Here is a 14,518-nt window from a genome sequence, read left to right as displayed (position 1 = left end):
TCAGGCGCCGTCTTGGTCTTTCAGGTGTTCGAACAGGCCTTTCGGCATCTTCTTGCCGTTGGCCTCAAAGTTGGCCTTCACGTTGTTGTAGGCCTCTTGCTCGTCGATGAAACCGTCATGGTTGGTGTCGATCTTGTCGAAGTCGGACTTCGGCGCGACTTTCAGAAATTCGGCGCGCGAGACCTTGCCGTCACCATCACTGTCAGTCTTGGCCATCGAAGCATCGCCACATTTGCCTTCACCGCATTTGCCTTCCGGCGCTTTCACCGAGGTTTCCGCCGAGGCAACCATGTAGCCCTGCGCCAGTGGCTGAGCGGCAAACACCGAACCGGACAACATCAGGCCGCCCGCCAGCGCGGCGCCGATCAGGCCAATGGATTTTTTACCGAGGGTCGAAGTACGGGACATTTACATTCTCCTGGGCTGCACTGCGCAACCACACGTTAAGGACGATTGCCTGAGCAGGTGTTGCTCGGGTGTGGCCATTAAGCGGTGGCGGTGTATCGCGACTGTGTCGCGGAGCGGGGGAGTTTGTAAGCGAAGGAGGGAAAAGCGGGGCGGGGATACAGTAAGAAACAGATCTTTCGATCAACACAAAACATTGTGGGAGCGAGCCGGCTCCGGGCAGCGATCCGACGAAGAGGTTGTATCAGTCGACATTTTTGTCGTTTGACACGCCGCATTCGTCGGATCGCCGCCCGGAGCCGGCTCGCTCCCACAGGTTTTAGTGCAGTTTCAGACGCGGTTCAGTACCACGGCCAATCTTGCTGCCCAGCATCAGCATCGCTGTGCGGAATGGCCCGTACAGCGCCATCTGGTGCATGCGATACAGCGACACGTAAAACATCCGCGCCAGCCAGCCTTCGAGCATCACGCTGCCGGTCAGGTTGCCCATCAAGTTACCCACCGCCGAAAAACGCGACAGCGAGATCAGCGAGCCGTAGTCGGTGTACTTGTACTCCGGCAAGGTCTTGCCTTCGATGCGCAGTTTCAGCGATTTGGCCAGCAGCGACGCCTGTTGGTGTGCGGCTTGGGCACGCGGCGGCACATTGCGATCGGTACCCGGTTGCGGGCACGCGGCGCAGTCACCGAAAGCAAAGATGTTCTCGTCGCGGGTGGTTTGCAGTGTCGGCAGCACTTGCAGTTGATTGATGCGGTTGGTTTCCAGGCCGTCGATGTCCTTGAGGAAACCCGGCGCGCGAATGCCCGCTGCCCAGACTTTCAGGCTGGCCTTGATCTCGTTGCCATCGGCGGTGATCAGGCTGTCGGCGGTCACTTCGCTGACCGAAGCGTTGGTCATCACGTTGACCCCGAGTTTTTCCAGGGTCTTGTGCACCGGCCCGCTGATGCGCTCCGGCAGGGCGGGCAACACCCGTGGACCGGCTTCGATCAGGGTGATATGCATGTTTTCCGGTTTGATCCGGTCCAGGCCATAAGCCGCCAGTTCATGGGCGGCGTTGTGCAGTTCTGCCGCCAGTTCAACGCCTGTGGCGCCGGCACCGACAATCGCCACGCTGATCTGCTCGACCACATCGGTTTGCCCGGCGTGTGCACGCAGATAGTGATTAAGCAATTGCTGGTGGAAGCGCTCGGCCTGTTTGCGTGTGTCGAGGAACAGGCAGTGCTGCGCCGCGCCCTGAGTGCCGAAGTCGTTGGTGGTGCTGCCGACGCTGATCACCAGCGAGTCGTATTGCACTTCACGTGCAGGCACCAGTTCTACGCCGTTTTCGTCGTAGGTGGCGGCGAGCTGGATTTTCTTCTGTGCGCGATCGAGCCCGCTCATGCGCCCTAGCTGGAACTCGAAGTGGTTCCATTTTGCCTGGGCAACATAGTTGAGTTCGTCTTCGGAGGAGTTCAGCGATCCGGCGGCTACTTCGTGCAGCAGGGGCTTCCAGATGTGCGTCAGGTTCGCGTCGACCAGCATCACACTGGCCGTGCCGCGCTTGCCCAGAGTCTTACCCAGACGGGTAGCCAACTCCAGACCGCCGGCGCCGCCGCCGACAATAACAATACGATGGGACATAGGGATAACTCGCAAGGTTTTTAAAGGAAATCTTTGTCGTCATTACCCAAGCGAGCGCCAGGCTGCTCATAGCGTCAGGTAACTGATAAATCGGCTCAACAGGCCCAGACCAATGGTCACTGCCAGCACCAGCACGAGGAGCATCCACGGCCGGAAAGGCCGGCGCTCGACTCGGTGTTGGGACAGTTGCAGGTACTCTTCGACATGTTTCTGGTCTTCGGGGTTCAGGCGGCTGGTCATATTTGCCTCGTCAGGTAGACGTTGCTGAATGGGCAGAAGCTACAGCGGTTTTTATCCGGGGTTGAACGCAGCATAGCCGCTGTCCGGAACCGGTTCGACGCTCACCCGGTCTTCGAGGCGAATGATCCCGCTTTGTAACACCCGCGCGGTAATTCCGCCATGGCCGCGCACCGCTTGAAAGGTGCCCGGGCCGAGGTTGTTCTGCAGGCGTGCGCAGGGCTGACACCAGCCCGTGGTTTCGAATATTGCCTGACCGATGCGAAAGCGCCGACCCTTGAGGCTAAACAAATTGATACCGCTGATAACCAGATTGCGCCGCAGATCTTCAGGCCTGACGGGTTGATCGTCGGGGCGACCCATCAAGGCGCTGATTACCGCCAGATGTTCCCACTGGATCAGGGTCACCTGTCGCGCGTTACGCACACCGGGACGGGCGTGATCGCCGGTCAGTCCAGCTTCCAGCCGCGCCTCGACGGCATCGAGTTCGATCATCGGCCCGCGCGACTCGGGGCGCACGCCAATCCAGCGCACACATCCGGTCTGCGGTACATCGGCGATCAATTGCTGAAGGGGGGTCACAGGCTGATTCCCACATCAAAAACGATGCTGCGACCGAGGTTGCTGCGCAGAAAATCCGGCGCGTCCGGGTGGGCGAACAGCACGCGGGCGAAGGTCGGGCCGACGAGCGACAGCGAGCGCCAGCCCTGACGTAGGTATTCGGTGGGCGGGGGGAAATGGCTGTTCAAATCCAGTACTTCTCGTTTGAGGCTGGCGAAGGCGATGATGTCCAGTTCGCCGAGATCCATGCCGCGCTCTTTGTAGTTGTGTGCTTTTTTGCGCAGGGTCGGCGCCAGTCGTAGCAGGAATTCATTGGCCGGGATCCGTTTCGGCTTGGCTTCGCGGCGTACCAGTTGGCTGAGGGAAAAGGCGCTGCGTCGTCGCTGCAATTCATCGCGCCATTCGTCGTTGAGCCGGCGCCCCTCGTCGAGCACGAAGAACACCTCGAAATTGGCATCGCGAAACAATACGTCCGGCGGCTCGCCGGCCGGCGCGAATTCGTCGGCGCGGTAGGGAATGTTCAGGCCTTGCAGCAGGCGCTGGCAAACCCAACGCTCACGCTCCCATTTGCGGGCATTGGACAGAAAGGCGTTGGCCTGCTCGGCCGCGATGGTCAGCAGGCGTAAATAATCTGAGTCATCCATAAGCCCAAGCTTAGCGTTCAAATGCGACAAGCTGAAAGCGTTCCGCGGCAAAGTGCATCAGTGGGTAGTGGAGAAGGGCGGTGTAGACTCATGGAAATCGATTATTTGCGCCAAACCGTGAGGACTCATCGTGAAATTTCGCTGGCTGCTGCTGTTTGCTGTTTTTCCGCTGTGTGCCCATGCACTCGAAACCGGTGAGCGTCTGGCTCCCTGGACGTTGCTCGATCAGTACGAGCAACCCTTCACCCTCGACAACAGCACCAACACGCTGCTGGTGGCACGGGATATGGACGGCGCCAAGCTGATCAAGGAAGCGTTGAAGGACCAACCCAAGGGCTATCTGGAGGCCCGTCACGCGGTGTTCGTTGCCGACATCCAGCGCATGCCGGCGCTGATTGCCAAAATGTTTGCCGTACCGGCCATGCGCGACTACCACTATCGGGTCATGCTGGATCGAGAAGGACGGGTTGCGTCGCGCTATCCCGGCGCGGAAGGCCAGGTGTTGTGGTTGCAACTCAAGGACGGTCGATTGCTCTCGCAACGTGAGTACGCCAACGCGGGTGATCTGCGCGAGGCACTGGAGAAGGCGCGCCCATGATCGGCGTTGAGGTGCTGGCGACCGAAAGTCTGTTGCTGGGCTGGCTGATTTATCTGCCGGTGCTGCTTTGGGCGATCGTGCGGGCGCCGTGGGTCGAGTTGTTCAGCGACAGCCGGCGTCAGCATCTGCTGTTCGGCACCGTGTTTGCGTTGTTTCTCTTGTGGTTGATGCGCAGGGATTTCGACACAGGCGTGTCGTATCACTTCCTCGGCATGACGGCGGTAACCCTGTTGCTGGACTGGCCGCTGGCGATCGTTGGCGGACTGGTGGCGCAAATCGGCCTGGTGCTGCTCGGGCGTCAGGATCTTGCGGCGATGGGGGTCAATGGCGCCTTGTTCATTTTGCTGCCGGTGCTGGTCACCGAGTGCGTGGCAATCCTTGTCGAGCGTGCTCAACCGCGCAACCCGTTCGTGTATATCTTCTGTTCCGGTTTTTTTGCCGCCGCGTTGTCGGCCTTGTTGTGCCTGATCCTCAGCCTGACGCTGCTGTGGTACGACGGCCTTTTCGCCATGCCGGAGTGGCTGGAAGACTTCATCGGTTACGTGTGGCTGATCATTTTCCCCGAAGCGTTCATCAACGGCATGATCATCAGTGCGCTGGTGGTATTCAGCCCGGAGTGGCTGGAGACCTTCAACCGCACGCGCTACCTTTCGGCGCCGTGGAAGGACGACGATCCGAAGTCTTGATCCACATCAAATCCGCCACGCGCGGGAAATTTCATGCTCACGCAAATCCCTTCAGGAGCAGCGGCATGAGTGTTTACGAGTGGGCAAGGCAGGAGACCCGGCAGAGTCTGGACATGGCGCAGGAGGTGGGCTTTGACCCGGGGTTGAGTTTGCGTGCCTTGCTCAATGCGGTGGTGCAGCAGAGCAAGGCCGTGCGCAACGCCGAAGACCTGGCCGACGAGTTGCGCTTTCTGGCGGAAAACCTCGACGACGATCAGGACTACGGCTTTATGCGGCCCTGATCGAGATCAGTGACGCGGATCGAAGTCGCCGGAAAACAGTTCGTCCTCGGCATCCGGTGCGACCGGAATCTTGTGTTCTTCCGACGCCCAGGCGCCGAGGTCGATCAGCTTGCAGCGATCAGAGCAGAACGGCCGAAACTTGTTTTCGGGGATGAATTCCACGGGGGCGCCGCAGGTCGGGCATTCAACGGTGGGGATCTGGCTCATGCTTGGCCTCCGGATAAAGTCAGGTAAAAGTGATGCAGACGCTCGACTTCGCTGTGCAGCCAGGCGAGGTCGCGGTCGTTGACGACCACGTCGTCGGCGCGGCTCACACGCTCTTCGCGGCTCGACTGGGCCTTGAGGATCGCCTGAACCTGCTGCTCGCTGGTCTGGTCACGCTGCAAAGTGCGTTCGATCTGCAATTGTTGCGGAGCGTCGATCACCAGAATGCGCTGGGTCATCGCGTATTGCCCGGATTCGATCAGCAGCGGCGACACAAGAATCGCATAAGGCGATTTTGCCTGCGCCAGGTGATGAGCGATTTCCTCGGCGATCAACGGATGCAGCAGGGCTTCGAGCCAACGGCGTTGCTCCGGCTCTTCGAAGATCAGTTTGCGCAGGGCAGCGCGATCCAGCGTGCCATCGGCCTGCAACACGTCGGGGCCGAAGTGTTCGGCAATCTTCGCCAGCGCCGGGCGCCCCGGTTCAACCACCCAGCGCGCCGCGTGATCGGCATCCACCACGTGGATACCCAGATCAATGAAGTGCTGAGCCGCCGCGCTTTTGCCGCTGCCAATGCCGCCGGTGAGGCCGAGAATCCAGGGTTTTTGCACAGGGGTATTCATTTCAAACCGACAAACTGCCAATAGAAGGCGGTTATTTGACCACCCCAGAGCAAGGCAATCCAGCCGGCAATTGCCAGATAAGGGCCGAAGGGGATTGGCGTCGAGGTTTTTTGCTCTCGCAGGCGCAACAAAATCACCCCGATAATGGCGCCGACCAGTGATGACAACAGAATCGTCAGCGGCAGAATCTGCCAGCCGCCCCATGCCCCCAGCAGCGCCAACAGCTTGAAGTCACCATGACCGATGCCATCCTTGCCGGTCAGCAGCTTGAACAGCCAGAACACTGACCACAGCGCCAGATAACCGGCCACCGCGCCCCACAACGCATCGTGCAAGGTCACGAACAGGCCGAAACTGTTGACGATCAACCCCAGCCACAGCAACGGCAACACCAGCACATCAGGCAATAGTTGATGCTCGGTGTCGATCAGACTCATCGCCAGCAGACCCCAGGTGAGGACGATCAGCAAGCACGCCGGCCAACCGAAACCCAAGTGCCAGGCGATGAAGGCCGAGAGCAGCCCACAGGCCAGCTCGGTCAACGGATAACGTTTGCTGATCGGTGCGGAGCACGCTGAACAGCGCCCACGCAGCCACAGATAACTGAGCAGGGGAATGTTTTCCCACGGGCGAATACGGTGGGCGCAATGCGGGCATTCGGAGTGCGGCAGCATCAGGTTGTAGACGGGTTGCGAGGCTTCGCCGGGCAAACCGAGCACATCGTGTGCCTGCTGGCGCCAGTCGCGTTCGAGCATTTTCGGCAGGCGCCATATCAGCACATTGAGGAAGCTGCCGACCACCAGGCCCAGCAGCAGGGCGGTGCCGACAAACGCTAGCGGATACACGGCAAACAGTTCGTCGATAGGCATGTCAGATCGCTGAGCCGAGTTGGAAGATCGGCAGGTACATGGCCACCACCAGCCCGCCGACGATTACCCCCAGCACGACCATGATGAACGGCTCCATGAGGCTGGTGAGGTTGTCGACCATGTTATCCACTTCTTCCTCGTAAAAGCCCGCAACCTTGTCGAGCATGTCATCCAGGGCGCCGGACTCTTCGCCAATCGCGGTCATTTGCACGGCCATGCTGGGAAAGACCCCGGTGCTGCGCATCGAGAAATTCAGCTGCATACCGGTGGACACGTCCTGGCGAATGCGCAGCACGGCTCGCTTGAAGACCACGTTGCCGGTGGCGCCGGCCACCGAGTCAAGCGCTTCGACCAACGGCACACCGGCGGCAAACGTGGTGGACAAGGTTCGAGCGAATCGCGCCACGGCGGACTTGTACATCAGCGTGCCCACCAGTGGCAGTTTCAGCAGCCAAGTGTCTTTGCGATCGCGCAGTGCCTGGGAGGTTTTCAGCGCGTGGCGGGTGCCGAAAATGGCCGCGACCAGCGCAGCGAGAATGGCCCACCACCATTGCTGCATGAATTCCGACAGGCTGATCACCATCAGGGTGAACGCCGGCAGTTCGGCGCCGAAACCGGAAAACACTGACTGAAATTGTGGCACTACTTTGACCAGCAGAATCCCGGTGACAACAGCCGCGACCAGCACCACGGCGGTGGGATAGGTCATGGCTTTCTTGATCTTGGCTTTGAGGCTTTCGCTTTTTTCCTTATAGGTCGCGACGCGTTCGAGCAAGGTGTCGAGGGCGCCGGACTGTTCGCCGGCATCGACCAGGTTGCAATACAACTCGTCGAAATACTGCGGTTTCTTGCGCAGGGCTGCGGCGAAGCTGTTACCGGCCGCGACCTCCTGTTTCACGTCGTCCACCAGTTTGCGCATGGCCGGGTTATCAAAGCCTTCGCCAATAATGTCGAACGACTGCAACAGCGGTACGCCGGCTTTCATCATGGTCGCCATCTGCCGGGTGAACAGGGCAATGTCCCGGGCCTTGATGCGTTTGCCAAAGCTCAACAATGACGCGGATTTCTTGCGCACCTTGCCGGGATTGATCCCCTGTTTACGCAATTGTGCCTTGATCAGCGCCGGGTTCTGTCCGCTCAATTCACCGGTGACTTTGCTGCCTTTTCTGTCCGTGCCTTCCCAGGCATAAATACTGATTTTTGCTGCCTTGACCGCCATGTTCAGTCCTTGGTGACCCGGTTGATTTCTTCAAGACTGGTGATGCCTTGCATGGCCTTGTGCAGTCCGGAGGTGCGCAGGTCGTCGAAGCCGTCGCGGCGCATCTGCAGGTCGATTTCCAGCGAATTGCCTTCGGCCATGATCAAGCGTTGCAGCTCCGGTGTGTTTTTCACCACTTCATAAATCCCCACGCGTCCTTTGTAACCGCCGTTGCAGTGATCGCAACCGACCGGCTCGTAGATCGTGAAATGGCCGATGCGTTCCTCGGGGAAGCCTTCCTTGAGTAAGGTTTCGCGCGGGATCTCGATGGCTTTTTTGCAGTGGCTGCACAGTTTGCGCGCCAGGCGCTGGGCGATGATCAGGCTGACCGAGGTAGCGATGTTGAAACCGGGAATACCCATGTTGTGCAGGCGCGTCAGGGTTTCCGCAGCGCTGTTGGTGTGCAGGGTCGAGAGCACCAGGTGACCGGTCTGCGCAGCCTTGATCGCAATCTCGGCAGTTTCCAGATCACGAATCTCGCCGACCATGATCACGTCCGGGTCCTGACGCAGAAACGAGCGCAGTGCCTGGGCAAAGTCGAGCCCTTGCTTGGGATTGACGTTGACCTGGTTGATGCCTTCCATGTTGATTTCCACCGGGTCTTCGGCGGTGGAGATATTGATGTCGACGGTGTTGAGGATGTTCAGGCCGGTATACAGCGAAACGGTTTTACCCGAACCGGTCGGCCCGGTGACCAGAATCATGCCCTGTGGCTGCTTGAGTGCGGCCATGTACAGGTCTTTCTGCTCTGGCTCATAGCCGAGCGCGTCGATACCGATCTGCGCGCTGGACGGGTCGAGAATCCGGATCACCACTTTTTCGCCCCACAGGGTCGGCAGCGTGTTGACCCGGAAATCGATCGACTTGCTTTTCGACAGGCGCATCTTGATCCGCCCGTCCTGAGGTTTGCGCCGTTCCGAAATATCCAGGCTGGCCATGACTTTCAGGCGTGCGGCGATGCGCCCGGCCAATTGAATCGGCGGTTTGGCAACCTCGCGCAGGATGCCGTCGGTGCGCACCCGCACCCGGTAGTTTTTTTCGTAAGGCTCGAAGTGCAAGTCGGAAGAGCCACTCTTGATCGCATCCAGCAACATCTTGTGCACGAAGCGCACCACCGGCGCATCGTCGGCGTCGAGCCCGCCGATGGCGTCCTGCTTGCTGTCGTCGACGGATTCGACATCGACCCCGTCGAGATCGACATCGGCCATGTCCTCCAGACCGCTGGTGTGGGTGTCGAAGAATTTCTCGATGGCATCGGTAAGTTTGTCGTCCTCGACCAGAATGGCTTCGGTGCTCAGCCCGGTACTGAACTGGATGTCGTTGATTGCTTGATGATTGCTCGGGTCGGAAATGCCCACGAACAGCTTGTTGCCGCGACGCCACAAGGGCATGGCGTGATGCTGACGCACGAGTTTTTCGCTGACCAGGCCTTTGGGCTGGGTTTCCTTGTCCAGGCAGTTGAGATCAAGCAAGGCCATGCCGAAATGCTCGGAGGCGATCTCGGCGACCTGTGAGCTCTTGACCAGTTTGTTCTGCACCAGATAGCTGACCAGCGACAGACGATTGCGTTGGGCCTGTTGCCAAGCTTGCTGGGCGCTTTTTTCCGTGAGCAGTTCGGCCTGGACCAATTGCTTGGCCAGACCGCTCAGAGCGATGTCATTCATGGGGATTCCGCACGCTTGCCGTTCATGACTTATAGCCTAGTCAAGTGACAGCGCCAAACACGGCGGATGCAGGTGACAAAAAGTGTCAGATAGTGCGGTTGCAGGTTGTAGGAATTGGCGTTGCAAGCGCTTCGCGCCCCAATGGGCGGGTCTTGAAGGCATTGGCATGGCCTATGCTGCGTCACTTTCAGATCATGAGAATTCGACTCATGCATGGAGCGTGTCTATGAAAAAACAACAAGGGTTTACGCTGATCGAACTGCTGATCGTGGTGGCAATCATCGGGATTCTGGCGACCATCGCCTTGCCGCAGTATTCCAAGTATCAGGCGCGGTCGAAGGTGACGGCGGGGCTGGCGGAAATCAGTGCGATGAAAGTGCCGTTTGAGGATGTGATCAATCAGGGCACCGATCCTACCAATACAAACGTGGCTGGCAGTGCAACTGTTTTAACCTCCAACTGCTCAGTGTCTGCAACAGGTACCGCATCTTCGGGTGCAGGTTCGATCGTCTGCACGATTAAAAATGCGCCAGGTCCGGTGCTGGATAAAACCATCACGCTTACTCGTTCCTCCGGAACCGGTGCGGGCGTATGGACTTGCGGTACGACCGTTGCACCGGACTATTCGCCAAAAGGATGTACTGCCAGCGGTACCTGAGTTGTTGATGGACTGCCAAATGCCCCGCAATGCGGGGCATTTTTCTTGGTTCACACTTCTAAAAAGCTTCAATAATTTCAGCGTCTTAGGAACTTTCCCAAAAACCGCAACTTGCATGCGAACATTGGCCAGTTCATGCAAATTGCATGATTTCGGAAATTGGTGATATCTGTAAGTTATTGATTATTAAGAATATTGTTCGTTCGAAAAAGTTGGCACAGCGTTCGCAACTACCTTGGTAACCCTGCTGACAAGACAACCAGCAGACTTTCCAGAAAAACAGGAGTTACTCGTATGAAGAAGTTCGCTATCACTGCCGCTGCTGCTACCGCGCTGACCCTGACCATGGCTTCCGGTGCATTCGCACAATCCACTCAGGCTACCCAGGCTCCAATGACTCTGGCTGCCGGTGAAGTCACCCAGGCTAAAGAAGCTACTTCCGACACTTGGATCACTACCAAAGTCAAAGCTGACCTGGTCACCGAAAAAGGCATTCCAGGTACTGACATCAAAGTAGAAACCAACAAAGGCGTTGTATCGCTTTCGTCGACTACTGCTGTAACTGAATCGCAGAAAGACGTTGCTGTTGCGATCGCCAAGAAAATCAAAGGCGTTAAAGCGGTCTCCGCTGACGGCCTGAAAGCCGAGTAAGGCATGACTTCTCGCCTGGACCGGGAGAAGGCGCGACAGACGGGCCGAGCAATACGTCTGCCGCAACTTTAGAGTTCATGCGAACGGTCACACGGAGGTGACCATTACGGGCCCCGGCACTTGTGTCGGGGCCTGTTCTATTTCAGGGACGAAAGAATCAAATGGCACCACAAAACAACTGTAGGAGTGAGCCTGCTCGCGATAGCGGTGTATCAGCCGATTAATGTGTTGACTGACACACCGCTATCGCGAGCAGGCTCACTCCTACAGGGGGGATCGGTTTCGGGTCAGTTACCGCGTTTGCTGTTGATCTGCCGCAGGCGATTGCCTTCGAAGCGCAGGTATTGGTACATGCCGTTGCTCGGGCCGTAGGTCCACTCCTCGACCTGAAACTCTTCGCGGCGATTGGCGCTGCGCTTGTAGCCCAACACATCACGGCTGACCGGCTCACCACACTTTTGCAGGACTTCGCTGGAACGGTCGCCCAGGCTGATCAGCTGACTGCCGCAGCGCAGGGTATCGGAGGCCGAGGCGTGGCTGGCCGCGAAGGTCATCGCGATCAAGGCCAGCCACTTTAGTTTCATCATTCGGCGTCCAGATGCATTTGCGTGACCACGCGGCCATCGCTTTCGGCCTCGCCCAGGTTGGCGTCGATGAAGTACACGCGGTCGTCTGCCAGTTGGCCTTTATCGACCAGATAATCCTTGATGCTGCTGGCACGGTCCTGACCCAACTGACGCAGCAGCACATCGCTGCCACTCCAGAACTGGATCACGCCTTCACGCATCTTCGCCGTGCGTTCTTCCTTGCCCAGATCCTTCCATTCGGCTGGCGGCTGGGTTTTCAGACGGGTGCGGTAAATGCCTTCGAGCAGTGGACCTTTTTCGCTGTCTGGTACTTGCAGCAACGAAGCTTGGGCCGGGACTTTATCGCCGCGACGTTGGAGCATCTTGTAGTAGTTGTACTGGTATTCACGTTCCAGACGTTGCTCGGCGAGTAACGGGCCGTCACTGCTTTTGGCGGCAGTGCCTTCGATCTCTAGACGCAGTGCCGGACGCTCCTTCAGCGCTTGAGACAGTTTGATCAGCGCCGCTTCGGCATCCTTGCTCAACTCGCTGGAACCCGGAGCAAACGACACGGTGCCAAGGTCTTGCGAACTGCCACCACTGATCAGCCCGCCAATCATTTTGAAGGGTGCGGCAGCGGCTTTGACGATGAGATTGCGCAGGGTCTGCCAGACAATCGGCATCACGCTGAATTGCGGGTTGTTCAAGTCGCCGGTCACCGGCAACTCGATGGAGATCTTGCCGTCGACGTCCTTGAGCAAGGCAATCGCCAGTTTCAGTGGCAGGCTCACAGCATCCGGGCTGTCGACTTTCTCACCGAGCTGCAATTGCTCGACCACCACTTTGTTTTCGGCTTTTAGCTGGCCCTTGGTAATCAGGTAATGCAGGTCGAGGTTGAGCCGGCCCTTGCGGATGCGGTAACCGGCGAATTTGCCGGAGTAGGGCGTCAACGTGGTCAGCTCGACGCGTTTGAAACTGGTGGCGATGTCGAGGCTGGCCATCGGGTCGAACGGATTGACCGCGCCCTTGATGGTCACTGGAGCATAGCGATCGACCTTGCCTTTGATGTCGACGCTGGCCGGTTTCGCCTGACGGCTGTCGATGGTGCCGATCTGGCCGTTGAGCTGCTGCACGGCGGTGGCGAAGTTCGGCGTCAGGCTGAAGTCGGCGAAGTTGGCCGAACCGTCGTTGATGGCGATGCCGCCGATGTGAATGCCCAGCGGTTTCTCGTTGCTGGCCGGTTTCGCTGCTGCGCTTTTGGTGCCGCTGTCGGCGGGCTGCGGGATCAGCAGATCATCGATGTTGGTGGTGCGATCATCGTTGATCATGAACCGCACATACGGCTGGAACAGGTTGACCTTGTCAATCGACAGGCTGTCGCCGTGCTGATAGTTCAAGCCTTCGACCACCACCTGCTGCCACTTGAGGAAATCGCGGGTTTTCAGGGTGTCGAGGGTGTGCAGTTGATCGATCTGCGCGCGCCCGGTGACGCTTAGGGCCAGCGGCTCGGTGCTCTTGAGATTGACCTTGAGATCACTGCCGAGCATGCCGCTGCGCAGTTCCAGGCGAATGAATGGGTTGATGTAGGACTGCGCGACGCGCAGGTCGATGTCCTGGGTTTTCACGTTGAGCTGGGCGTTGACCGGGGCGAGATTGACCGTGCCGTCAGCCGTGATCTTGCCTTGTTTGCCCACGCCGCTATCGAGCTTGAGCTTGAAGGGCGAGCCGTTGAGGCTGTCGAAATCCTGCAGATCGACATTCAGCGGGGTGATGTCCAGTGCTACTGCCGGTTTGGCCGAGCGGTCGGCCAGATGCACGGTGTAATTGCGCAATTGCACGTCTTTGAGCAGCACCTGCCACGGTTTGCTCGGCGCCGGTGGGGTTTTCGGCGAGTCGGCAGCTGCCGGTGTGTTCGCCGGTTCGGCAGCCGCTTTGGCAGCCGGTTTCGATGGCTGGCTGGCAAACAGTTTCTGCCAGTCGAGTTGGCCGTCGGCTTCGAGCGCCGCCCAGGTTTCCAGTTTGTTGCTGCGGATCTTGCCGACTACGACTTGTTGTTTGGCCAGATCCACCGAGGTCTCGCTGACGTCGAGGCGTTCAAGTTTCGCCAGTGGCCGCCCGTCCGGAGCCTTGATGGCGAATGGCGCGATGCTCACTGCGACATTGTTCAACTGCAGTTCGGTTTCTTTCGACAGATTGAGTTTGTATTCGCTGCTGAGGCTAATCACACCATCTTCGAGTACCAGCGGTACCGAGTCACGCACGTAGGGCCAGAACGCTTTCATCTTGCCGTCGGTGACTTTCAGGGTGCCTTCGGAAGTGAACGGGATCAGGCTGAAATTGCCACTCCAGTCGATCCGGCCACCGGCCGGGCCGATGGCGACCAGGGTCATGTCGGCGCTGTCTTCGGGCAGGGTGCTGAGGTTTTTCAGCTCGAAGCTGAGGTCATCGTAGAGAAACTCGATGGGTTCGCTGGGGCGCACGTCCTCAAAGTGCACGACGCCGCCGGCCAGTTTGATGTTGTCGATGCGCAGCGGGAAGGGCTTGGCGTCCGGGTCGGCCGGTGTCGGCTCGCTGGCCGGGACATTGAACAGGCCGAGCAGGTTGAGCTTGCCGTCTTTGGCGAAAAGGATTTCGGTCTTTGGCTTGTCCAGCTCGATGTTCGCCAGATGCAGAGCTTTGGTCCACAGACTGTCGATTTGCAGGTCGGCGTACAGGCGATCGAAACCGACCTGCTCCTTGCCCGGCTCGCCGATCACCAGTCCCCACAAGGTAACTTCAAGGCTGAACGGGTTGAGCTCGATACGCTGGATATGCGCAGGCACCGTTGCGTAATTGGCCAGTTGTTGATTGGCCACACGCAGGGCGATGCCCGGCAAAATCAGAAACCCCAGCAGGCTGTAGAGGGCCAGAGCAGTCAACAAGGCGCCAATCGCGCGAATCAATCCTTTGGGCATGTGCGGCTTCATCTGTCTGAATCGGAGTGCCTTGGAGTATG

General features: G+C 58.6%; 17 protein-coding genes. 5 read left to right on the top strand and 12 right to left on the bottom strand.

Annotated elements, in window-relative coordinates:
* The 5 genes from CKW26_RS11600 to CKW26_RS11580 all read right to left on the bottom strand — a co-directional run bounded on the left by CKW26_RS11600 (position 1) and on the right by CKW26_RS11580 (position 3,465).
* Positions 1 to 408: a hypothetical protein gene (locus tag CKW26_RS11600; protein ID WP_016986236.1), complete on the bottom strand. Its 408-nt coding sequence runs from the start codon at positions 406 to 408 to the stop codon at positions 1 to 3.
* Between the two features lie 316 nt (positions 409 to 724).
* Complete coding sequence (locus CKW26_RS11595) at positions 725 to 2,023, bottom strand: NAD(P)/FAD-dependent oxidoreductase (protein WP_016986237.1); 1,299 nt, start codon at positions 2,021 to 2,023, stop codon at positions 725 to 727.
* 66 nt (positions 2,024 to 2,089) lie between these two features.
* The gene (locus CKW26_RS11590; RefSeq protein ID WP_007909875.1) at positions 2,090 to 2,263 is read right to left on the bottom strand and encodes a DUF3094 domain-containing protein; all 174 of its coding nucleotides are present in this window, start codon (positions 2,261 to 2,263) and stop codon (positions 2,090 to 2,092) included.
* Between the two features lie 51 nt (positions 2,264 to 2,314).
* Positions 2,315 to 2,842: an MOSC domain-containing protein gene (locus CKW26_RS11585; protein ID WP_095048688.1), complete on the bottom strand. Its 528-nt coding sequence runs from the start codon at positions 2,840 to 2,842 to the stop codon at positions 2,315 to 2,317.
* Positions 2,839 to 3,465, bottom strand: coding sequence for a DUF1780 domain-containing protein (locus CKW26_RS11580; RefSeq protein WP_007909887.1), 627 nt, complete (start codon positions 3,463 to 3,465; stop codon positions 2,839 to 2,841). Before CKW26_RS11580 ends, CKW26_RS11585 begins: the two co-directional genes overlap by 4 nt.
* Before the next feature lie 130 nt (positions 3,466 to 3,595).
* Here CKW26_RS11580 and CKW26_RS11575 point away from each other — a divergent pair, with 130 nt between their 5' ends.
* The 3 genes from CKW26_RS11575 (at position 3,596) to CKW26_RS11565 (ending at position 5,030) form a co-directional block, all read left to right on the top strand.
* Positions 3,596 to 4,063, top strand: coding sequence for an FAD/FMN-containing dehydrogenase (locus CKW26_RS11575; RefSeq protein ID WP_095048687.1), 468 nt, complete (start codon positions 3,596 to 3,598; stop codon positions 4,061 to 4,063).
* Entirely contained in the window at positions 4,060 to 4,749 is a 690-nt protein-coding gene (locus CKW26_RS11570; protein WP_095048686.1) for an energy-coupling factor ABC transporter permease, read from the top strand. Before CKW26_RS11575 ends, CKW26_RS11570 begins: the two co-directional genes overlap by 4 nt.
* A gap of 65 nt (positions 4,750 to 4,814) precedes the next feature.
* On the top strand, positions 4,815 to 5,030 hold the full coding sequence (locus CKW26_RS11565; protein ID WP_095048685.1) for a hypothetical protein: 216 nt from the start codon (positions 4,815 to 4,817) through the stop codon (positions 5,028 to 5,030).
* A gap of 6 nt (positions 5,031 to 5,036) precedes the next feature.
* On the opposite strand, the gene yacG is transcribed toward CKW26_RS11565, so the two are convergent.
* Genes yacG through pilB form a run of 5 tightly spaced genes read right to left on the bottom strand, consistent with a single transcriptional unit; the run spans position 5,037 to position 9,648 of the window.
* Complete coding sequence (gene yacG, locus CKW26_RS11560; RefSeq protein ID WP_095048684.1) at positions 5,037 to 5,237, bottom strand: DNA gyrase inhibitor YacG; 201 nt, start codon at positions 5,235 to 5,237, stop codon at positions 5,037 to 5,039.
* Positions 5,234 to 5,857 carry a dephospho-CoA kinase gene (gene coaE, locus CKW26_RS11555; RefSeq protein ID WP_095048683.1) on the bottom strand — a complete coding sequence of 208 codons (624 nt, stop codon included), beginning with the start codon at positions 5,855 to 5,857 and terminating at the stop codon, positions 5,234 to 5,236. Before coaE ends, yacG begins: the two co-directional genes overlap by 4 nt.
* Positions 5,854 to 6,726 (bottom strand): A24 family peptidase, encoded by an 873-nt coding sequence (locus tag CKW26_RS11550; protein WP_095048682.1) that lies wholly within the window; start codon positions 6,724 to 6,726, stop codon positions 5,854 to 5,856. Before CKW26_RS11550 ends, coaE begins: the two co-directional genes overlap by 4 nt.
* A gap of 1 nt (position 6,727) precedes the next feature.
* Positions 6,728 to 7,945 (bottom strand): type II secretion system F family protein, encoded by a 1,218-nt coding sequence (locus CKW26_RS11545; protein ID WP_093434875.1) that lies wholly within the window; start codon positions 7,943 to 7,945, stop codon positions 6,728 to 6,730.
* Between the two features lie 2 nt (positions 7,946 to 7,947).
* Complete coding sequence (gene pilB / locus CKW26_RS11540) at positions 7,948 to 9,648, bottom strand: type IV-A pilus assembly ATPase PilB (RefSeq protein ID WP_095048681.1); 1,701 nt, start codon at positions 9,646 to 9,648, stop codon at positions 7,948 to 7,950.
* A gap of 226 nt (positions 9,649 to 9,874) precedes the next feature.
* Between pilB and CKW26_RS11535 the strand changes: the two genes are divergently transcribed.
* Both CKW26_RS11535 and CKW26_RS11530 read left to right on the top strand, forming a co-directional pair.
* Positions 9,875 to 10,306 (top strand): pilin, encoded by a 432-nt coding sequence (locus tag CKW26_RS11535; protein WP_095048680.1) that lies wholly within the window; start codon positions 9,875 to 9,877, stop codon positions 10,304 to 10,306.
* 294 nt (positions 10,307 to 10,600) lie between these two features.
* Positions 10,601 to 10,957: a BON domain-containing protein gene (locus CKW26_RS11530; protein WP_047600285.1), complete on the top strand. Its 357-nt coding sequence runs from the start codon at positions 10,601 to 10,603 to the stop codon at positions 10,955 to 10,957.
* A 287-nt stretch (positions 10,958 to 11,244) separates the two neighbouring features.
* Here CKW26_RS11530 and CKW26_RS11525 read toward each other — a convergent pair whose 3' ends face one another.
* Both CKW26_RS11525 and CKW26_RS11520 read right to left on the bottom strand, forming a co-directional pair.
* Positions 11,245 to 11,541: a DUF2845 domain-containing protein gene (locus tag CKW26_RS11525; protein ID WP_095048679.1), complete on the bottom strand. Its 297-nt coding sequence runs from the start codon at positions 11,539 to 11,541 to the stop codon at positions 11,245 to 11,247.
* Positions 11,541 to 14,489, bottom strand: a complete 2,949-nt coding sequence (locus CKW26_RS11520; protein WP_095048678.1) for a DUF748 domain-containing protein — start codon at positions 14,487 to 14,489, stop codon at positions 11,541 to 11,543. The genes CKW26_RS11525 and CKW26_RS11520 overlap by 1 nt, the downstream gene beginning before the upstream one ends.
* Positions 14,490 to 14,518: the final 29 nt, after the last annotated feature.

The sequence above is a fragment of the Pseudomonas sp. Irchel s3h9 genome (genome assembly GCF_900187475.1).
GTDB classification, from domain to species: Bacteria; Pseudomonadota; Gammaproteobacteria; order Pseudomonadales; family Pseudomonadaceae; genus Aquipseudomonas; species Aquipseudomonas neuropathica.
This window is presented reverse-complemented; position numbering and strand designations above follow the sequence as displayed.